Raw genomic sequence first — 19,995 nt, 5'->3', positions numbered from 1 at the left:
CCTAGTGCGAAGACGTCGCGCTCGCGTGGGACGGCAGCCCATGCGCGTCGTGCCCGTGGTCATGGCCATGGGCTCCATGCGCGCCGTGCGCACCGCCCTCCGCCGCTTCTGCCTTCTTCGTCATCGTCAGCACCACCAGCACGCCGATCTCCAGCATGCCCACCACCGCCAGTGCCCGCAGCGACGGATCCCACAGCACCAGCGCACCCGAGACGAACACGTTCACCAGGGCCAGCGGCAGGAGGATCTTCCAGCCCAGCGTCTGGATCTGGTCGTAGCGGAAGCGGGGGAAGGTCCAACGAATCACCAGCTGCACCCAGATGAGGAAGACCACCTTCACCCAGAACACGGTGCCGAGGATGGTGCCGTACAGCCAGCCGTGCTCCTGCATCAGCGGCTTGTTCGCCAGCCACTCGTTGAAGAAGGGCAGGTGGTGACCGCCGAAGAACAGCGCCGTCGTCACGCCGGCCAGCACCACGACCTCCACGAACTCGGAGATCATGAACATGCCGAACTTCATGCCGGAGTACTCCACGAAGTAGCCGATGATCTCCGACTCGCCTTCCGGCACGTCGAAGGGCGCGCGCTTGGTCTCCGCGAAGGACGCGGCGAAGAAGCCGATGAAGCCGATGGGCTGGAGCAGGAAGCCCCACGCCGGCAGGCCGAAGTCCAACTCCTGCCCGAAGAGCGTGAAGGTTGAACTCCACAGGTACTGCGCCTGGCCCGAGGCCTGCGCCCCGGCGAGGCCCAGCTCACCGACGATCGCGGGCAGCTGCAGCGAGGAGAACGCCATGAACAGGCCGATCAGCGACAGGCCCAGCGCCACCTCGTACGAAATCATCTGCGAGGACGCGCGCACGCCGCCCAGCAGCGCGAACTTGTTGTTGGAGGACCAGCCCGCGAGCGCCGTGCCGTAGACGGCCAGGGACGCAATCGCGAGCAGGTACAGCACACCGAAGTCCGGCGTGGCGACCACCATGTCCACGCGGTGACCGAACACCGTCACCGAGGGGCCCGCGGGCACCACGGCGAACAGCGCGAACACCGGCGCGAAGGCGAGGATGGGGCCCAGCTTGAACAGGAACCGGTTCGCGGTGCCGGGGATGAAGTCCTCCTTCGTCAGCATCTTCAGCACGTCCGTGAGGATGTGCGGGATGCCGGCGAGGGAGCGGTTGCGCAGGCCGGGCAGGTCGATGCGCGCGCGGTTGGGGCCCACGCGGTCCTGCATCAGCGCGCTCCACTTGCGCTCGGCGAGCGTGAGGAGCGTGGCGATGATCATCACGAAGACGAGCATCAGGAAGATGATGTTCGACAGCCGGCTCGCACCCGGGAAGAGGTGCTTCTCGGCCAGGCCGGCCACCACATAGGCCGCCGCCGAGACACCCGCGAGCGTCGCGACGATGAAGCCCGTCGCGAAGAGGACAGTCAGTACGCGCTTCATCGCTAGATACCCCTCACCCGGGGAGAACCGAACTCACGGTAGCCCGGAGGACGCCCATCGGCGCCGGTGGGCAGCGGATTGATACCCGGCTTCTCCCGGTCCGGCGGAGAGGCCTTGTCCCAGTTGAACTCGGCGAACTCGGCCACCTTGCCGGACAGCTCGCGCCACACGTCGCGCGCGGAGGTCCAGGCCGGCGCCTCGCCGCCCACTTCGCGCGTCAGCTCCGCGACCCACTTCCAGCCCGGAATCACGTCGCCCTTGGGCGGGTACGCCTTGCGGAAGCGCTGGGTGATGCCGTCCATCTGCGTGAAGGAGCCCTCGTCCTCGACGTGAATCGAGGCGGGCAGGAGCACCGTCGCCTGCGCCGTCACCGGCGACTCGTTCTTCTCCTGCACCACGAAGACGTCCAGCTTGGAGGCGGCCTTGGCGAAGGCCTCCACGTCACCCGGCACCTCGGTGCCGATGGCGTAGAGCGCCTTGACCTGACCCTTGTCCAGGGCCGTGGTGAGCGCCTCGAAGGTCTCCACCTTCAGGCCCAGGCCCTTGGCGATCCACTCCAGGCCCTTGCGGTTGGGGTTCTTGTCCGCCGTCTTGAGGAAGTGGTCCGCCTTGCCCGCCGGACGGCCGCCCACGTAGACGGTGGAGATGCCCAGCGTGGCCTTCGCGAAGGTGAGGCCCGCCAGCAGCTCCTCGTTGGAGGACACCGGCGAGGCGAGCACCGCGAGCTTGCCACTGCCCACCAGCGGCTTGAGCGCCCTGGCGGCGGCCTGAGCGGCCTCCTTGCGCGTCACCACCGGAACGACCTCGGAGGCGGCCTGGACCGTGGCGCGACCAATCCTCGCCTGGAGCACGCGGCCCAGGTTGAAGGACTTGTACATGAGCCGGCCCTGGTCACACATCCAGCTCTTGTTGATCTCCTCGTTCTCACGAGGACGGATGCGGTAGGTGTCCTGCGACATCCAGTCCGCGTACGTGTTGCAGCCCTTCGCGCAGCCCGTGCAGATGGACGGGGTGGCGGAGAGGAACCACGCGCGCGCCTTGAAGCGGAAGTCGCGGCTGAGCAGCGCGCCCACCGGGCAGACGTCCACGGTGTTCAGCGAGTAGTCGCTGTCCAGCTCGTTGCCCGGGAACACGTCGATGCGCTCGTGGCTGCCGCGGCCGAACACGCCCAGCTGCGGCTCCTTGGCCACTTCGTTCATCACGCGCACGCAACGGGTGCACATGATGCAGCGCTCCTGGTCCAACACGACGCGCGGCCCCAGCACCTTGCGCTTGTTCTTCAGGGCCTTGCCGCCCTCCAGGCGCGAGGGGCGGTAGTCGTACTTCATGTAGTAGTCCTGCAGCTTGCACTCACCGGCCTGGTCGCAGATGGAGCAGTCGACCGGGTGGTTGAGCAGCAGGAACTCCATCACCGAGCGCTGCTGCTCCTTCACCTTGGGCGTCGTCGTCTTCACGACCACACCTTCGGCGAGCGGCGTCTGGCACGCGGGCACCATCTTGGGCGCGTTGGACGCCTCGATGAGGCAGATGCGGCAGTTGGCCGCGATGGAGAGGCGCGGGTGGTAGCAGTAGTACGGAATCTCCGAGCCGACCGACTTGGCCGCCTCGATCATGTTCGTCCCCGGCTTCACGACGACTTCCTTGCCGTCGATGGTGCAGGTGACGAAGCCCGGGTTCTTCGGCGCGGGCTTGGGCGGCGGGCCCGGAGGGGCGGCGGCCTTGGGCGGCGCCGTGACGCTGCTGGCCGCCGCGGGGGGCGTGTCCAGCTTCGCGCCGGCCGGAGGGTTGGAGGGCTCGGGACCGATCTTCGCCGCAGGGGTGTCCGTGGGCGCGCCCTTGGGGGGCGGCTGCGCATCACCAGTCGGCTTCTTCGTGTCGTCGTTGCTCACTGCTCGACCTCGCCGCCAATCATGTTGATGGTGTCAAACGTGGGGATGAGGTCCGCCAGCATCTTCCCCTCGATGATATGGGGCACCGCCGCGAGCACCGGGAAGCCCGGGGCGCGCACATGGACCTTGTACGGACGACCGCGCCCGTCGCTCACCAGGTACCAGCCCAGCTCGCCGTTCGAGGCCTCGGTCGCGTCGTAGCACTCGCCGGGCGGCACCTGGATGCCCTCCATGACGAGCTTGAAGTGCGCCATCACGCCTTCGATGGTGCCGTAGACCTCCGGCTTGGGCGGCAGGGCGATGCGCCAGTCATCCACGATGATGGGGCCCGCGGGGATGGTCTCCAACGCCTGGCGGATGATGCTGATGGACTGACGCATCTCCTCCATGCGGACGAGGTAGCGGTCGTAGTTGTCGCCGTGCTCGCCCACCGCGACGCTGAAGTTGAAGCGCTCGTAGACCCAGTACGGGTGCGCCTTGCGCAGGTCGTGGTCGATGCCGCACGCGCGCAGCGCCGGGCCCGTCCAGCCGTAGTCGATGGCGTCCTCGGCGCTGATGACGCCGGTGTTCTTGGTGCGGTCCACGAAGATGCGGTTGCGCGTGAGCAACCCGTCCATCTCCACCAGCAGCTCCTCCGTGCGGGTGAGCGTCTTGTGGACCTTGTCCGCCCAGCCCTCGGGCAGGTCGCGGTTGATGCCACCCACGCGGCCGAAGCTGGTGGTGAGGCGCGCGCCGGTCAGCTCCGTGACGCGGTCCTGGATGAGCTCGCGGGCCTCCATGCCGTAGAGGAACGGCGCGAAGCCGCCCATCTCCAGGCCGGTGGCGCCCACGCACGTCAGGTGGTCCGTCAGCCGGTGCAGCTCGCTGCCGATGACGCGGATGTACTGGGCGCGCTCCGGAATCTCCAGGCCGATGAGCTTCTCCACGGCGTTGAGGAAACCGAAGTTGTTCATCATCGCGGACAGGTAGTTGAGCCGGTCCGTGTACGGCAGGCACTGCGTCCAGGTGACGTTCTCGCAGCTCTTCTGGAAGCCGCGGTGCAGGAAGCCAATCTCGGGGTCGATCTTGACGATGGTCTCGCCGTCCAGCTCCACCTTCAGCCGCACGGTGCCGTGCGTGGCCGGGTGGGACGGGCCCATGTTGATGACCATGTGCTTGCTTTGGAGGTGGGCCTCCAGCTCCGAGCCCTCCGGCGGCAGCGAGCCGTCGGTGTCCGGATTGTGGCCCTTCGCATCAAACGTGTGGCTGTCGGCCATGGTGTCTGTCGTCCTCAGGAGTGCCCGCTGGTGCCGGGACCGCGGAAGATGTCCTTGATGGGGCGCTCAGGGATGAGCGGCTGCCGGTCTCGCAGCGCGTAGTCCTTGCGCAGCGGGTGGCCCTGGAACTCGTCGTACAAGAGGATGCGGCGCAGGTCCGGGTGGCCCTCGAAGCGGATGCCGTAGAAGTCGAAGGTCAGACGCTCCCACCAGTTGGCGCCCCGGTACACCGGCACCAACGAGGGGATGACCGGCTGGTGCTCGCTCACGCGCACCTTGAGCCGCACGTGCTCATGGCGCTTCAACGAGTAGAGGAAGTAGACGACCTCGAACCGAGGGTCGTTCTCCGCCAGGTGCAGCCGGTCCACGCCGTCGATGGAGCCGAAGAGCTTGAACTCCAGCTCCGCGTCGTCCTTGAGGAACGCGGCGACCTTCGGGAGCGAGTCGGGATGGATCACGGCCCAGGCGCCACCGGCCCGGTCCACATAACGCTCCACCACCGCCTCGGGAAAGTGGGCGGAGACCCTGTCCAACGCGAAAGTGCTCAAGGGGGACCCAATGACTGAGGGAGAAGAATCCGCGGCTTTATAAGGAGCCCAGAAGGGGGGCGTCAACGTAAACCCTCAACCATGTAGGCCACTTAGGAAGCCCAGAAGCCCGCGTTGCGCACGCGGCGTCCGAGCGGGCGTGTGGATCGGTGGAAGGGGAGGAATTCAGGCCGCCGAGCCCGGGGAGCCGACGAGGGCGGGGGCCGTCGCCAGGGGGACGAAGGTGGCCACCGGCCGACTCTTGCCGGGCACGAGCGCCTGGGTGATGGCCTCCCAGTGGAAGAGGGGGCCCGCCTGGTCCCGGGTGGCCTCCGAGACGAGCACCGGGACGCCCACCCGCTTGGTCAGCCCCTCAATCCGGCTGGCCAGGTTCACAGTGTCGCCAATGGCGGTGTAGTCCAGGCGCCGGGCGGTGGAGCCGATGTTGCCCAGGACGACGGGGCCGGTGTGGACCCCCACCCCCATCCGCAGGGCCGGAGCCCCCTGGAGCGCCCGGTCCGCGTTGAAGTCCTCCAGCTCCCGCACCATCGCCAGGGCGCAGCGCACCGCGCGCTCGGCGTGCTCGGCGTCCGCCAACGGGGCCCCGAAGTACACCATGAGTGCGTCCCCGATGAACTTGTCGAGCGTTCCTCCATGGCGGAATACCACCTCCACCATCCGGCCATAGTAGGCGTTGAGGAGCTTGACGACCTCGCCCGGGGGGAGCCGCTCGCTCATCGAGGTGAAGTCGCGGATGTCGGCGAAGAGGACGGTCACCTCGCGCAGCTCCGGCTCCGGGGAGGCGAGGCGCTGGAGTCGTTCCGCGACGGCGGGGGCGAAGTAGCGGCCGAGGCGGGCGCGCTTGAGCTCCTCTTCTGAGACGGCGGCGGAGAGCGCGCGGATGCGGTTGAGCAGGTGGCGGGCGCCGGCGGCGGCCACGGAGAGCATGACCACCGAGGCCAACTGGGCGCCGATGCCGATGCCGGCCTGGTGCTGGAGCGCCATCTCCGCGACGGCGGCGAAGGCGGTGACGACGAGCGTCACGGTGTTGCGCAGCGACAGCGCCGCGAGGATGACCAGCACCGCGAAGATGCCGAGCGTGAAGCCGGCGACGCCCCCGGGGGAGGGCGACACTGGAATCGCGTGGCTCTGGAGCCAGTACACCGCCGGCACGTCGATGAAGGCCACGGACAGGCCGGCCCAGCGCACGGCGCGGGGCGAGCGGGCCACGGCCACCCACACCGCCGCGGTGCAGAGCCAGTAGACGGAGAGGGGGCGGAGGTACTCGACCCAGTCCGCCTTGCCCACGCCCAGGCCCAGACAGGCCGACATCACGAGCATGACGGTGACGGCGACGAAGCGAATCCTCGAGAGCTGGCGCGCGTTGCGTCGCCGCTCGTCGTCGAGGGCCCGGTTCACCGAGTCCTGGATGCCTTCTGGCGCGTTGGACCTCAGGCCCTCACCCCCCATCCCAGGCTCCACGGGTCGACTTCCGCAGCACGTACATCTTGCACCGTCTGGACCGCGCTCGCACCTTCCGGGCCGGAAAGGGTCCTTGCCTCGCGAGCCTGTCGCGTTGCGGTATACACGCGGATGCATGGCTGAGTCCGTTCCTCCTCATCCGTTCCGTTCGCTCGGTTGGCGCCTCGTGCTGGGCGCGGGCCTGGGGTTGGTGTTGTTCGCGGGAGAGTCCTGGCTGCTCTTGCGCTCGGGGCTGGTCGGCGTGGACATCCCGGTGGACGGGCCCTACGCGGCGCTGGCGGCGGCGGTGCGGCCGGTGCTCCCGGGCCTGCTCCTGCGCGTGGCGGCCGTCTACCTGGTGGCGGGGATGGTGCTCGCGGGCGTGGCGTGGGGGCTCGCGCACGTCTGGGGGCGGGGTGGGGTGGGGGTGACGGTGATGGGCTGGTGCGTGCTCGTCCTGCTGCTGGCGTGGGACCGCGCCATCTCCCGGCCCGCGCTCTTCGACGACCTGCCCGCCGTGCGTCCGCTCCTGGCCTGGCTGGTGGACCATGGCGCACCGTGGCATCCGCGCGCGGCGGCGGTGCTGCTCGCGCTGGTGCATGTCGCGGTGCTCCTGGCCCGACTGGGGACGTGGAAGCGCCGGCTCCAGGTGGGCCTGGGACTGGTGGCCACCGTGGCGGTGCTGTTCGTCGCGGGGCGCGCGGGCGGTGGCGGGACGACGGACGCCAGTCCTCCGCTGGTGGTGCTCATCGGGATCGATGCCTTCCGGCCGGACCGGCTGCGCACGCTGGGCGGAAACGGCGAGGTGGCGCCGCACGTGGACCGGTTCGTGGAGGACGCCACGCTCTTCACGCGGGCGTATACGCCGGTGGCCCAGACGGAGCCCGCGTGGCGCTCGCTGCTCACCGCGCGCTGGCCTCACGAGACGGGCGTGCGCTACGCGCTGACCTCCGAGTCGCGGATGAAGCTCCAGCCCACCTTCGCGGAGTCCTTCGCTCGGGCGGGGTGGCGCACGGTCTTCGCCACGGATTGCTCGCGCTTCCACGCGGAGGGGCCCGCTTCGGGTTTCGCCACCCGGTTGCAACCTCCACGGGGCGCGGTGAACTTCCTCCTGGAGAAGCTGCGTTACCGCGCGCTGGGCGTCTTCGCGGACCATGCCGTCGGTGCCGCGTGGGTGCCGGAGTTCATCGACAACCGCGCGCTGGCGGGCATCCATGACCCCATGGGCTACGCCGGGCGGCTGACGTCCACGCTGCTCGACGAGGCGAGCCAGGGCCCCACGCTGTTCGCCTTCCACGCCACCGCCGCGCACTTCCCGGGCGACCCCGTCCATCCCTTCTACCGGCGCTTCGTGTCGTCGTCCGAGCCCCTGGAGCGCCGGCTGCGCATGCACTTCGCTCCCGTGTCTCCCGGCGCGAAGGGCGGATGGAGTCGCGACGGGGCGGAGGCGCTCTACGACGAGCTCATCTCCCAGGCGGATGCGCAGGTGGGCATGCTGCTGGACGCGCTGCGCCGCTCGGGGCGGTATGACGACGCGCTCATCGTCCTCATGTCGGACCACGGCGAGAGCTTCCACGAGGACCGGCCGGACCTGGCGGGCGCGACGCCCGTGCATGGCGCGCGGCTGTCCGAGCTGGAGAACCGCATCCTGCTCGCGGTGAAACCGCCGAAGGGACGCGCGGGTGCGCCCGCGACCTCGGAGGCGCTGGTGCGTCTGGTGGACGTGGGGCCCACGCTGCTGGAGTTGTCGAGCCTGCCCGCGCTCTCCGGTGTGGACGGCGTGTCCCTGGCGCCACTCTTGCGCGGTGAGTCGCTTTCGCCGTTGAACCTGTACGCGGAGACGGGCTTCACGCACGTCTCGCCCGAGGTGTTCGACAGGGGGCACTGGCCCGGCGCGCCTCGTGCGTTCGACGCGTACCGCATCCGCCCGGACGGCGTGGTGGAGCTGGGTGACGCGGCGCACGAAGCTGTGGTGTTGGAGAAGGACCGGGGCGCGTTCGACGGACAGCGTTGGTGGGTGGACCGACCGCAGGCGGATGGCACCCTGCTGCGCGTGTGCGAAGGGGACTGTGAAGGGCTGGACGCGCTGGCGCTGGAGTCGTGGCTGGACACGGTGCGAGGACGGACGCCGGAAGGGGACTCGCGTAAGGTGGCCGGCCATGTCGACGACTCCAGACGCCCCGTCTCTCCAGGAACAGTACGCCCCCCACAACAGCTGCTTCGGCTGCGGCCCGGCCAACACCCAGGGCCTGCGCATCCGCAGCCGCGTGGAGGGTGACCTCGTCGTCGCCGAGTGGACGCCGTCCGAGCACCACCAGGCCTTTCCGGGCGTGCTCAACGGCGGAATCATCGGTGCGCTGCTGGATTGTCACTGCAACTGGACGGCGGCGTACCACCTGATGAAGGCGCAGGGCGCGTCCTCTCCGCCGTGTACCGTGACGGCCGACTACTCCATCACCCTCAAGCGCCCCACGCCCATGTCCGGGCCGGTGCGGCTGGAGGCGAAGCCGGTGGAGCTCAAGGGCGACCGCGCGGTGATTGAAGGCATGCTCACCGCGGGCGGCAAGGTGACGGCGCTGTGCCGGGGCACCTTCGTCGCGGTGAAGGAAGGCCACCCCGCGTACCACCGCTGGTGAGGGCGGAAACACCAGGGGCCCCGACGCCACCCCTCTGGAGGGGAGGCACGCGGGGCCCCGGGAGCAAGACGAAGGCTTTTGACTACTTGCCCATGGAGATGAGCAGGTCGTGCCGGGCGGCCGTCTGGTTGGGCTGCTCGCGGTCCGCGATGCGGTGGACCTGGTTGGCGATCTTGTCCTGGAGGAGCATGAGACCGTCCAGCACCTGCTCCGGTCGGGGCGGGCAGCCGGGGATGTAGACGTCCACCGGGAGGATGCGGTCGATGCCCTGGAGCACCGCGTAGTTGTCGTAGAAGCCGCCCGAGGACGCGCACACGCCGAAGGACACGACCCACTTGGGCTCGGTCATCTGCTCGTACACGCGCTTGAGGATGGGGGCCTGCTTCAGGTTGATGGTGCCCACCACCATCAGGAGGTCCGCCTGACGCGGCGAGAAGCGGGGGAACTCGGCGCCGAAGCGCGCGATGTCGTGACGGCTGGCCGCCACGGACATGTACTCCATGCCGCAGCAGGCGGTGGCGTACGGGTAGGTGAACAGCGAGTACTTGCGGGCCCAACCCAGGCCCTTGGAGACCATGCGCTGGAAGAAGCCCATGGCTTCGTCGCGGCGGGTCGTCAGCACTGGAGCGATGTCTGAATCAGCCATGATGTCTCAGCTCTCCCAATCCAGGGCGCCCTTTTTCCAGACGTAGATGAGGCCCACCACCAGGGTCACCGCGAAGACCAGCATCTCCACGTACCCGAACCAACCGAGCGCCTGGAAGTTCACCGCCCACGGGTACATGAACACGGCTTCCACGTCGAACACGATGAACAACAACGCGACGACGTAGAACTTCACGGCGAAGCGCTGGCGTGCCGGGCCGCTCGACTCGGAGCCGGCCTCGAACGGAGTGGACTTGATGGCGCTCGGGCGACTGGGGCCCAGCAGCGACGTGATGAAAGGAATCGCGACGCCCATGATGCCGGCCAGCAGCAGCACCACCGCCAGGGGCAGGTAGGGCGAGAGGGGAGAGGGAGTCATCGCGCGCGGAACCTAATGACACCGGCCTTGCCATGTCAAAGGGAAAGTCCCCCTGCTCGGTGCCGCAACCCCTTGAGATAACGATGAAAAGCAGGGCTTGTCGACTCCGGCGGCGAGCAGGGGGCCTGGGACGGTTCCCCGCACGCCCCGCGAGCAGCGGGCTCGTTTGACGCTTCTGGGGACGCACGCCTACCGTCGGGCGGCGCCGGCGGCCGGCGATCAGCGCGTCACTTGGGAGACGACAGGCATGTGGGGGCGGCTCGGCTTGCGGATGCAGGTGGCCATCGCGGTGCTCGTGCCCTGTCTCACGGTCATCGGCCTGTGCATCTGGAACTTCTCCGCCCGGCAGCGCGAGGTCTCCCTGGAGCTGCTCCAGAAGCGGGCCCGGGTCCTCGCCACGCTCGTGGCCAACCACCCGGCGACGCGGGAGTGGGACGGCACGGAGGCTTCCAAGGAGCGCCTGGACACCGTGCTGGCCCAGTTGGAGGCCCGTGACGTCAACGGTGAGGGTGGCTTCACGGTGAACTATCAGGGGCTGCTCGGGCCGGACGGCCGCCCCGTGTACGAGTCCGCGACGCGGCTGCCCGAGCATGCGCGCGGTCGGACGGCGGTGACTCGGGAAGGCTGTGTGACGTCGCTCCTGGCGCTGCGCGAGGTGTCGGTGCGCTGCGCGAGCGGCGAGCGGACATATGTCGTGGGCCTGGGCCTGGACGAGGCGGCGGCCTCCGTCACCGAGCTGAAGGGCTCCGTGGTGGCGGGGCTGGTGGGCGCGCTGGTGCTGGGGCTGCTGCTCGCGGCGCTCATCGGGCGGACCATCGTCGAGCCCGTGTCCCAGGTGACGGACGTGGTGCGGGACGTGGCCCGTGGAGACGTGTCGCGCGTGGAATTGGACGTGCCGGCCACGGGCGAGGTGCGGTTGATGGCGCAGTCCTTCAACCAGATGCTCGGCACGCTGCGAATCACGGTGCTGGAGCTGGTGTCGCGCACGGAGCAGTTGTCCGGGGCATCACGCGGACTGCTGGGCGCCTCCGCGGACCAGGAGCACGTCATCAGTCAGCAGGCGGCGTACGCGCAGCAGATCGCCGCGACGTTCGAGGAGCTGAGCCGCACGGCGGAGCAGATCTCCAGCTCCACGGAGGTGGTGGAGTCGAGCGCCCGTCGCACGCACGAGGCCGTGGCCGAGGCGATGGCGGTGGTGGCGCAGGTGGTCGCGGGCATCAACGACATCCGCACCGAGTCCAAGGGCGTGGCGGACGCGATTGTCGGCCTCAACCAGGACCTGCAGCAGGTGTCCAAGATTGCCCACGTCATCAATCAGGTGGCGGAGCGCTCGGACCTGCTGGCGTTGAACGCGGCGCTGGAGGGCACCAAGGCGGGCGAGGTGGGGCGGGGCTTCTCGCTGGTGGCGGCGGAGATGCGCAAGCTGGCGGAGAACGTGTCGGCCTCCGCGCGGGACATCGGCCGCATCGTCGAGAAGGTGCAGGACTCCGGCGAGGAGGCCGCGTCCAAGGCGCGCGTGGGTATGGCCACCAGCGACCGGGGCGTCGAGGTGGCGGAACAGGCCTCCTCGGTGTTCCAGCGAATCGTGGAGCTGGCGCGCGGCACCAGCGAGGCCGCGCGGCAGATCACCATCGCCACGCGGCAGCAGCGTCAGTCCAGTGAGCAGGCGGTGCAGGGCGCTCGCAACGTGGCGGAGCTGGTGAAGCAGGGCGTGGACGCCACGGGCCGCACCACGCGCATCGCGCAGGACCTCCAGGCGGTGGCCGAGGGGCTCACCGCCGTCACCAGCCGCTTCAAGACGACGCGGAGCTGAGAGGCGCCTACTCGTCGCGCGTCCAGCGGACCTGGAGCTCCAACTCGTCCACGTCGCCTTCGCGCTCGTGCTCGATGCTGAAGTGCGCATGGGCGGGGACGTGCAGGCGCTCGCCGGCCACCTGGATGCTGAACCCCTTGCCGCTCTCCACCGCGTCCGCGAGGCGTCGCAGCTTCGCGACGAACTGCGCGCGGGGATAGACCTTCTCGATGTCACGCTTGGGTCGCTTCGCCATCGCTTCATCCTGCCAGCGACGTGCAAACCCGTCGAACTTCATTACTGTGCGCGCCCATGGGCTCGCTCGAACTGTCCCCCGCGCATTTCCGGCGTCTGGCTGACCGCGTCTCCACCCTGGCCGAGGAGTGGCTCGAAGGGCTCGACTCACGCCCCATCGCGCCCTCCATCACCGGCGCCGCATCGGAGGCGATGTTCTCCGAAGGGCTCCCCGAGCAGGGCCTCGGAGACGCCGCGCTGGATGCGCTGCGGCCCTTCATGGAGGGCTCGCGCGCGGGCAACGCGCGGTTCCTCGCCTACGTGTTCGGCTCGGGCGAGCCGGTGGGTGTGCTCGGCGACTACGTGGCCAGCGTGGTGAATCAGAACGTCACCGCGTGGCGCTCGGCGCCCACGGTGGTGAGTCTGGAGCGCTCGGTGATTCGGAGCCTCGCGAGCGCGGTGGGCTGCGAGGGCTTCACCGGGAGCTTCGCGGGGGGAGGTTCCTCCGCCAACCTCATGGCCCTGGCCATGGCGCGTGAGTCGCTCGCTCCCGCCAATGAGGACGGCGCGCCGTCCGGCGTGGTGTACGCGTCGGCTGAAGTCCACATGTCCATTCCCAAGGCCGTCGCGCTCCTGGGCCTGGGGCGCAAGAACCTGCGGCTGATTCCCACGGATGCGCAGTGGCGGATGCGTCCGGACGCGCTGGCTCGCGCGATAGCGGAGGACAAGGCCGCGGGCCTACGTCCCCTGGCCGTGGTTGCGACGGCGGGCACGGTGAACACCGGCGCGGTGGACCCCCTGACGGCGGTGGCGGCGCTCACGCGCGAGCACGGCCTGTGGATGCACGTGGATGGCGCCTACGGCGCGCTCGCGGCCATGGCCTTCCCGGAGCGCTTCGAGGGACTGGGCCTGGCGGACTCCCTGTCCATGGATGCGCACAAGTGGCTCTATCAGCCAGCGGACTGCGGCGTGCTGCTGTTCCGCGACGCGAAGGCCGCGCGGCGGGCCTTCTCCTTCACGGGGGACTATGCGCGCGCCCTGAACGCGGACCCGGTGGAGGGCTTCGCGTTCTTCGACGAGTCGATGGAGCTGTCACGTCGCGCTCGAGCCCTGAAGGTGTGGCTCTCCGTCCGCTTCCATGGGCTCGCCGCGTTCCGCGAGGCCATCCGCCGCGACGTGCGGAACGCGGAGCGCCTGGAGGCGCTCGTCCGGGAGACGGCGGGACTGGAGCTGCGCTCCCCGGCGACGCTGAGCGCGGTGTGCTTCCGCTACACGGGCGGACTTCCGGACGCGGGGCTCGACGACTTCAACACGCGACTGCTGGCGCGAATCAACCGGCGGGGCCGTGTCTATCTCTCCAACGCGACGCTGGAGGGGCGCTTCTTCCTGCGTGCCTGCTTCGTGAACCACCGCACCACGCCCGAGGACGTGGCGACGGTGGTTCACGAGGTGCTCGCGGCGGCGGAGGAGCTCAGGGCCTCGTAGTCACGTCACGAGGCCCTGGGCGCGGGCTCAGGCGTGACTCTGCTGGAAGCGGTGGAGGGCCTCCTCCACCTCGTTGGCGAGCGCCATCACCTGGTCGCCGACCTCCGACTTCCCGTCGCGCTGAGCCTCCTTCATCTTCTCCTTCACCTTGTCCTTGAGGGGGCCGATGCTCAGGCTGCCCGGGGCCTGACTGGGCACGTAGTCGATGAGGCTCTCCGCGAACTTCTTCACCAGCGCCTGGGCCGGGACGAAGAGGAACATGCGCTGGCCGTACCATTGCGTGTACAGGCCGGAGAAGAGCGCCTCCTCGAACGGGTCCGAGCGCAGGTTGAGGATGTAGGGCCAGGAGGGGTTGAAGCGCTTGCCGCTGAACCACATGTCCGGGCCCCGGCCATCCTGGTAGCTGAAGATGACCTTCCAGTCGTCGTAGCGCACCGCCGCGATGTTGCCGCTGTCGAGCACGTAGATGAACTCGTGTCGCTGTCCCGGCTCCTTGCCCGCGAGCAGCCCGCGCTGGTCATACCCATCCAGGTGCACGCGGAACTTCTTCTTCCCCACCGTGTGGCCCTGCTTGCACTTGTCCACGATGTCCTCGGGACCGCCCGACGCCGCGACGAAGGTCGGCATCCAGTCCTCGTGCGCGAAGATGTCGTTGATGACGGTGCCCGCCTCGATGACCCCGGGCCACTTCACGACGCAGGGGACACGCACGCCGCCCTCCCACGTGGAGCCCTTCTCGCCCCGGAAGGGCGAGTTGCCGCCGTCGGGCCAGCCCATCTTCTCCACGCCGTTGTCGGTGGAGAACACGACGATGGTGTTGTCCGCGATGCCCAGGTCATCCAGCTTCTTCAGCAGCATGCCCACGTGGTCATCCAGCTCCGTCATCGCATCCGCGTACAGGCCCTTGCCCGTCTTGTTGCGGTACTTCTCCTGCAAGAACGTCCACACGTGGGTGCGCGTGCTGTTGTGCCAGAGGAAGAAGGGCTTGTCGTCCTTCGCCGCGCGCTCCATGAATGACAGGGAGGACTTGAGGAACTCCTCGTCCACCGTCTCCATGCGCTTCGTCGTGAGCGGCCCGGTGTCGACAATCTTCTGCCGGCCCACGCGGCCCCAGCGTGGATCCTCCGTCGGGTCATCGCGGTCCGTGGACCAGCAGTGGAGCACCCCTCGCGGACCGAAGCGCTCCTTGAACGCCGGGTCCTTCGGGTAGTCGGGGCACTCGGGCTCGTTCTCCGCGTTGAGGTGGTAGAGGTTGCCGTGGAACTCGTCGAAGCCGTGCACCGTGGGCAGGTAGCGGTTCGAGTCGCCCAGGTGGTTCTTGCCGAACTGCCCGCACACGTAGCCCTGGGGCTTGAGCAGCTCCGCGATGGTGGGGTCCGAGTCCTGGAGGCCGTAGGCGGCGCCTGGCATGCCGATGGTCGTGAGCCCCGTGCGCAGCGGGTTCATGCCGGTGATGAAGGCGGCGCGGCCCGCGGTGCAGCTCTGCTGGCCGTAGCAGTCCGTCATCATCGCGCCCTCCTTCGCGATGCGGTCGATGTTGGGCGTCCGGTAGCCCATCATTCCCTGGTTGTAGGCGCTGACGTTCCACAGGCCGATGTCGTCACCCCAGATGACCAGGATGTTCGGCTTCTTCCCCGGCTGCTTGCTGTCGTGGCCGTTGCCGTTGCCGTTGCCCTTGTTCTTGGATTTTCCGATGAACGCCATTCGCTCCGCCCCCCGCTGTCCCGCCGTCGGTGAAATCCGTCCGGCCGACAGGCAAGGTGAGGCGGGGTGGTGTGAGAGGCGACTTGCCCTGCGGGGCAGTGGTCGGCCGGCTCCGTTCCCGAGCCCGTGCGTCCAGGCGAGCGTCGCCCCGCCCCAATGACTCACACCCGCGGCCGTTGCGCCTCCCTCTTTCAAGAAACGAGGGGGGACCCATGACGCTGGACCGCATTCGCCGCATCGCGCGCACGTGGCGCATCAACACGCTCAACACCGCTGTCTATGTCGCGTCGGGTGGCACCAAGACACTGCACGAAGGTCACTTTGCCCGCTGGCGTGGAACCTGGCGCAACTGGAGCCGGACCTTCGAATGTCAGCCCGAGCGCTTCGAGACGCCGGGCACGGAGGCGGAGCTGTGTCGCATCGTCCGTGAGTCGGAGAAGGTCCGCGTCGTGGGCGGGGGACATTCGTTCAACCGCTGTCCGCTGACCCAGGGGACCCTGATTTCGCTCGATGCGCAGAACCGCGTCCTGGAGGTCGACATGGGGCGGCGCGTGGTGCGCGTCCAGGCCGGCATCCGGCTGCGCGACTTCACCCGGCGGCTCCTGGAGCACGGCCTTGCGTTACCAGTGCTCGGGTCCACGAACGCGCAGAGCCTGGGGGCGCTGATTGGCACGGACCTGCACGGCACGGGCAGGTCGCATGGCTTCCTCTCCGAGCAGGTGCTGTCGCTGCGCGTGGTGGACGCCGCGGGCGAGGCGCGCACGCTCCGGCGCGGCACGCCCGGGTTCCATGCGGTGGCGGGCTCGATTGGCACCTGCGGCGTCGTCACCGAGCTGGAGCTCCAGTGTGTCCCCGCGTTCAACCTGGAGAAGCGCCTGGAGGTCGTCCCGCGTCGGTGGGCCGAGGACCACCTGGACGAAATCCTCGGCACGAATGACCACGTCAGCTTCTATTACGTGGGCGGGATTGACGCGGAGCACGTCCGGATGAACGTGTGGAACCGGTCGACGCGGCCTCCATCGCGGTTCTGGCACCTCCGGAAGATGGGGCTGGAGCTGCTGGACATGTCGCTGTCGGGCTATCTGCTCGGCTTGTCCCGGGTGCTGATGTTGACGGAGCCCTTCGCGAAGGTCGGCTTGTTCTTCATGAAGTTCACGCAGCAGGGACGCAAGACGGTGCTTCCCATGTGCTCCGCCTTCTCGCGCCAGCTCTTCTACCACCACGATGAGATTGAGTACGGCGTGCCCTTCGCCGTGCATCAGCGGTGTCTCCAGGACGTGTTCGACCTGCTGAAGCGACGGCGCTTCGTCTGCATCGTCGAGGTGCGCTTCACGCCCGCGACCTCCATGGCCACGGTGGGGCCGGGCGTGGGACGGCGCACGTGTTTCATCGAGCTGGCGCCCAGCCTGTCCGTCGACTCGAGCTCCGTCTTCGCGGAGGCGGAGCAGATCTTCCTCAAGTACGGCGGACAGGTCCATCTGGGGAAGGCGACGCGCGCCACCGAGGAGGACATGGAGCGGATGTATGGCGTGCGCTGGCACGCGCTGCGCACCGTGCAGCGCGCCCAGGACCCCGATGGGAAGTTCGTCAACGACTTCGTGGCCCGCGTCTTCGGCCCCACGCGGAGGCTGGAGACGCGGGACGAAGGCGCGCCGACACCGGAGCCCGTCGTCTCCTGGGGCTGAAGCGCCGCGCGCTACTGGTCCAGGACGTAGGCGAACAGCAGGGGGGCGACGATGGAGGCATCGCTTTCGACGATGTACTTGGGCGTGTCGAGGCCCAGCTTGCCCCAGGTGATCTTCTCGTTCGGCACCGCGCCCGAGTACGAGCCGTAGCTCGTCGTCGAATCGCTGATCTGACAGAAGTAGCCCCAGAGCGGCACGCCGGTGCGCTGCAAATCTTGATGCAGCATGGGCACCACGCAGATGGGGAAGTCGCCCGCGATGCCGCCGCCAATCTGGAAGAAACCCACGGGCGTCTTCGGAGCCACGTCCGTGTACCAGGCCGCCAGCGTCTGCATCGCCTCGATGCCCGTGCGCACCGTGTGCACGTTCTTCACGTCCCCGGAGATGCAGTGCCCCGCGTACATGTTGCCGAGCGTCGCGTCCTCCCAGCCCGGCACCCAGATGGGCAGGTTCTTCTCGCACGCGGCCAGCAGCCAGCTGTTCTTCGGGTCGATTTCGTAGCTCGACTCCAGCTTGCCGCCGCGGAGCACGCGGTACATGAACTCGTGCGGGAAGTAGCGCTCGCCCGCGCGGTCCGCCGCCATCCACTCCTCGAGCACCACCGCTTCGATGCGCCGCATCGCCTCCATCTCCGGGATGCAGGTGTCGGTGACTCGGTTCATGTGCCGTCCGAGCAGCGCCAGCTCATCCGCGGGCGTGAGGTCCCGGTAGTTCGGCACCCGCTCGTACGCCTCGTGGGCCACGAGGTTGAAGAGGTCCTCTTCCAGGTTCGCCCCGGTGCAACTGATGGCGTGGACCTTGTCCTGGCGAATCATCTCCGCCAGGGAGATGCCCAGCTCGGCCGTGCTCATGGCCCCCGCCAGCGTCACCAGCATCTTTCCGCCGCCATCGACGTGACGGCGGTAACCCTCGGCCGCGTCCACGAGCGCGGCGGCGTTGAAGTGACGGAAGTGCGTCCGACAGAAGTCCCTGATTCCCATGCGTGCTGCTCCCGGCGACCACGAGGTACAAGCGCGGGGGCTGTCGCCAGGAACACACCACGCCTGAACGCTCTACGGTCCGGACTGGCACCGCCATCGAAGCGTCGGGTGGCTCGGCGGGGTTCGTATATTCGCTTCACCCACGCGCCGCAACATGGGCGGCGGGCCTGCTCGGCGGGCAGGGAACTCAGGCGGCGGCGCGGGACTTCAGCTTCGCGAACAGCTCCGGCGGCATCGCGGCCGTGCCCAGGCGGTGCTCGGGCGACACGGCCTCGCCATGGAAGTCACTGCCCGCGGTGGGCACCAGGTCGTGCTCCTTCGCCAGCGCCAGGTACTTCTGGCGCAGCCCCGGGTTGTGGTCCGCGTGCAGCACCTCCAGGCCGGAGAGCCCCGCCTTCGTCAGCTCGCGAATCTCCATCCGCTCCGCCTTGGACGAGCCCGGGTGCGCCAGCGTCGCCGTGCCGCCCGCGTTGCGGATGAGGCGGATGGCGTCCGCGCCGTCCAGCTTGAAGCGCTCCACCCAGGCCATGCCCCGCGTCCCCAGGAAGCGGTCGAACGCGGCCTTCATGTCCACCGCCCAGCCCTGGTCCACCAGCACCCGGGCCAGGTGCGGCCGGCCCAACTGCGCATCCCCCGCGACGGCCAGCACATGCTCCATGCGCACCGGGAAGCCCAGTTGCTGCATCCGGGCCACCATGGCCTCCATGCGCTGCTCGCGCTCGCCGCGCAGGCGCTGGGCGAACCGCGCGAGGTCCTCGTCGTCCGGCCTCACGAAGTGCCCGAGGATGTGTACCTCGCGACCCAGGACGAAGGCGGACACCTCGATGCCCGGCACCAGCTCCACGCCGTGAGCGCGCGCCGCTTCGCCGGCCTCCGCCAGCCCCGCCACCGTGTCGTGGTCCGTCACCGACAGCACCGTCACCCCCGCCGCCGCCGCGCGCGCCATCAGCTCCGTGGGCGTGTACTGGCCGTCGCTGGCGGTGGTGTGGGAGTGCAGGTCGATCATCTCGGGCTCCGGGGCGAGCGGTTGAAAGCCGCACTGTCGCGACCTAGGCTCTTCTTCAAACCACGGACAACGTCAAGAGCGATGCCGCAGCACCCACTCCAAATCTCACGAAAGATTGAGTACGGGCTGCGGGCCATGACCTTCCTGGCCTCACAACCCCTGGAGCGCATGGTTCCCTTCCGGGAAATCGCGCGCCGGATGGACGTGCCCGAGGACTTCCTCGCCAAGATTCTCAAGGTCCTCGTCTCCCAGAAGCTCGTGCGGTCCACCCGGGGCGCGCACGGGGGCTACGCGCTGTCCCGGCCCGCCCGCGAGGTGACGTTCCTGGAGGTCATCGAGGCGGTGGAAGGGCCCGTCCACGTCAATGTCTGCCAGGACACGCAGCACGATGGATGCAAGGCCACCGGCAGCTGCACCATGTACGGCGTCTGGAAGCTGGGGCAGCAGCGGATGCTGGACGTGTACCGCTCCACCACGCTGGACCGTCTGGCGATGACAGAGCTGCGGACCCCGTCGGAAACCGGCTCGCCGGCCGTGACGGCGCGGGCCTAGACTGCCCGCCCCATGGCCAAGAAATCCGACACGAGCATCGAGAACCGGGTGTACCTCTTCGAGTCGCTCGCCAGCAGCTACGTGGCCGCGGCCTCGGAGGCGCTGGGCTCCAAGGACTCCGCCGAGCGCGAGCGCGCCCGGAGGGCCCTCGCGGAGCTGGCCTTCGTCTCCTGTGTGGTGGCGGACACCGGGGACCTGACGCCCGAGCAGGTCCGGGAGCGGGTGCTGAGCGCGCCCGCCGTCGACGCCGCCCCCCAGAAGCGCGGCAGCCGTCGCAAGCGCGACAAGTAGGGGCGGGGGCTCAGGCGGTGCTCCCCTTGGCG

Annotated in this window: 18 protein-coding genes; 7 read left to right on the top strand and 11 right to left on the bottom strand. The window is 68.9% G+C overall.

Annotated elements, in window-relative coordinates; translation table 11 throughout:
- Position 1: 1 nt before the first annotated feature.
- The 5 genes from HUA75_RS19605 to HUA75_RS19585 all read right to left on the bottom strand — a co-directional run bounded on the left by HUA75_RS19605 (position 2) and on the right by HUA75_RS19585 (position 6,583).
- Positions 2-1,441: a complex I subunit 1 family protein gene (locus tag HUA75_RS19605; protein WP_174487260.1), complete on the bottom strand. Its 1,440-nt coding sequence runs from the start codon at positions 1,439-1,441 to the stop codon at positions 2-4.
- A 2-nt stretch (positions 1,442-1,443) separates the two neighbouring features.
- Complete coding sequence (locus tag HUA75_RS19600; RefSeq protein WP_174487259.1) at positions 1,444-3,330, bottom strand: 2Fe-2S iron-sulfur cluster-binding protein; 1,887 nt, start codon at positions 3,328-3,330, stop codon at positions 1,444-1,446.
- Positions 3,327-4,586 carry an NADH dehydrogenase (quinone) subunit D gene (nuoD, locus tag HUA75_RS19595; RefSeq protein ID WP_141648282.1) on the bottom strand — a complete coding sequence of 420 codons (1,260 nt, stop codon included), beginning with the start codon at positions 4,584-4,586 and terminating at the stop codon, positions 3,327-3,329. Before nuoD ends, HUA75_RS19600 begins: the two co-directional genes overlap by 4 nt.
- A gap of 14 nt (positions 4,587-4,600) precedes the next feature.
- Positions 4,601-5,119 (bottom strand): NADH-quinone oxidoreductase subunit C, encoded by a 519-nt coding sequence (locus HUA75_RS19590; RefSeq protein WP_141648287.1) that lies wholly within the window; start codon positions 5,117-5,119, stop codon positions 4,601-4,603.
- Between the two features lie 180 nt (positions 5,120-5,299).
- On the bottom strand, positions 5,300-6,583 hold the full coding sequence (locus HUA75_RS19585) for an adenylate/guanylate cyclase domain-containing protein (RefSeq protein WP_141648281.1): 1,284 nt from the start codon (positions 6,581-6,583) through the stop codon (positions 5,300-5,302).
- Positions 6,584-6,710: 127 nt separating this feature from the next.
- Between HUA75_RS19585 and HUA75_RS19580 the strand changes: the two genes are divergently transcribed.
- Together HUA75_RS19580 and HUA75_RS19575 are read left to right on the top strand one after the other, a co-directional pair.
- Positions 6,711-8,852, top strand: a complete 2,142-nt coding sequence (locus tag HUA75_RS19580; RefSeq protein ID WP_174487258.1) for a sulfatase-like hydrolase/transferase — start codon at positions 6,711-6,713, stop codon at positions 8,850-8,852.
- Positions 8,842-9,210 carry a PaaI family thioesterase gene (locus HUA75_RS19575; RefSeq protein WP_254627644.1) on the top strand — a complete coding sequence of 123 codons (369 nt, stop codon included), beginning with the start codon at positions 8,842-8,844 and terminating at the stop codon, positions 9,208-9,210. Before HUA75_RS19580 ends, HUA75_RS19575 begins: the two co-directional genes overlap by 11 nt.
- 82 nt (positions 9,211-9,292) lie before the next feature.
- On the opposite strand, the gene HUA75_RS19570 is transcribed toward HUA75_RS19575, so the two are convergent.
- Positions 9,293-9,856 carry an NADH-quinone oxidoreductase subunit B gene (locus tag HUA75_RS19570; RefSeq protein WP_141642903.1) on the bottom strand — a complete coding sequence of 188 codons (564 nt, stop codon included), beginning with the start codon at positions 9,854-9,856 and terminating at the stop codon, positions 9,293-9,295.
- A 6-nt stretch (positions 9,857-9,862) separates the two neighbouring features.
- Positions 9,863-10,234 carry an NADH-quinone oxidoreductase subunit A gene (locus HUA75_RS19565; RefSeq protein WP_141642904.1) on the bottom strand — a complete coding sequence of 124 codons (372 nt, stop codon included), beginning with the start codon at positions 10,232-10,234 and terminating at the stop codon, positions 9,863-9,865.
- Between the two features lie 247 nt (positions 10,235-10,481).
- Between HUA75_RS19565 and HUA75_RS19560 the strand changes: the two genes are divergently transcribed.
- The gene (locus tag HUA75_RS19560) at positions 10,482-12,047 is read left to right on the top strand and encodes a methyl-accepting chemotaxis protein (protein ID WP_174455014.1); all 1,566 of its coding nucleotides are present in this window, start codon (positions 10,482-10,484) and stop codon (positions 12,045-12,047) included.
- Positions 12,048-12,054: 7 nt separating this feature from the next.
- Here HUA75_RS19560 and HUA75_RS19555 read toward each other — a convergent pair whose 3' ends face one another.
- The gene (locus HUA75_RS19555; protein ID WP_141642906.1) at positions 12,055-12,282 is read right to left on the bottom strand and encodes an amphi-Trp domain-containing protein; all 228 of its coding nucleotides are present in this window, start codon (positions 12,280-12,282) and stop codon (positions 12,055-12,057) included.
- 56 nt (positions 12,283-12,338) lie between these two features.
- Here HUA75_RS19555 and HUA75_RS19550 point away from each other — a divergent pair, with 56 nt between their 5' ends.
- Entirely contained in the window at positions 12,339-13,745 is a 1,407-nt protein-coding gene (locus tag HUA75_RS19550) for an aminotransferase class V-fold PLP-dependent enzyme (RefSeq protein WP_174487256.1), read from the top strand.
- Between the two features lie 27 nt (positions 13,746-13,772).
- Here HUA75_RS19550 and HUA75_RS19545 read toward each other — a convergent pair whose 3' ends face one another.
- Entirely contained in the window at positions 13,773-15,449 is a 1,677-nt protein-coding gene (locus HUA75_RS19545; protein WP_174487255.1) for an arylsulfatase, read from the bottom strand.
- Between the two features lie 212 nt (positions 15,450-15,661).
- Here HUA75_RS19545 and HUA75_RS19540 point away from each other — a divergent pair, with 212 nt between their 5' ends.
- Positions 15,662-17,134, top strand: coding sequence for a D-arabinono-1,4-lactone oxidase (locus tag HUA75_RS19540; RefSeq protein ID WP_174487254.1), 1,473 nt, complete (start codon positions 15,662-15,664; stop codon positions 17,132-17,134).
- An 11-nt stretch (positions 17,135-17,145) separates the two neighbouring features.
- On the opposite strand, the gene HUA75_RS19535 is transcribed toward HUA75_RS19540, so the two are convergent.
- Together HUA75_RS19535 and HUA75_RS19530 are read right to left on the bottom strand one after the other, a co-directional pair.
- Positions 17,146-18,114 (bottom strand): deoxyhypusine synthase family protein, encoded by a 969-nt coding sequence (locus tag HUA75_RS19535; RefSeq protein ID WP_141642910.1) that lies wholly within the window; start codon positions 18,112-18,114, stop codon positions 17,146-17,148.
- A gap of 187 nt (positions 18,115-18,301) precedes the next feature.
- On the bottom strand, positions 18,302-19,120 hold the full coding sequence (locus HUA75_RS19530) for a PHP domain-containing protein (protein ID WP_141642911.1): 819 nt from the start codon (positions 19,118-19,120) through the stop codon (positions 18,302-18,304).
- A gap of 81 nt (positions 19,121-19,201) precedes the next feature.
- Between HUA75_RS19530 and HUA75_RS19525 the strand changes: the two genes are divergently transcribed.
- A complete protein-coding gene (locus tag HUA75_RS19525; protein WP_174487253.1) occupies positions 19,202-19,672 on the top strand; it encodes an Rrf2 family transcriptional regulator in 471 nt (156 codons plus the stop codon).
- Between the two features lie 12 nt (positions 19,673-19,684).
- On the top strand, positions 19,685-19,963 hold the full coding sequence (locus HUA75_RS19520) for a hypothetical protein (protein ID WP_174455018.1): 279 nt from the start codon (positions 19,685-19,687) through the stop codon (positions 19,961-19,963).
- Positions 19,964-19,995: the final 32 nt, after the last annotated feature.

Source organism: Myxococcus sp. CA040A, from assembly GCF_013336725.1.
In the GTDB taxonomy this organism is placed as follows: domain Bacteria; phylum Myxococcota; class Myxococcia; order Myxococcales; family Myxococcaceae; genus Myxococcus; species Myxococcus llanfairpwllgwyngyllgogerychwyrndrobwllllantysiliogogogochensis.
This window is presented reverse-complemented; position numbering and strand designations above follow the sequence as displayed.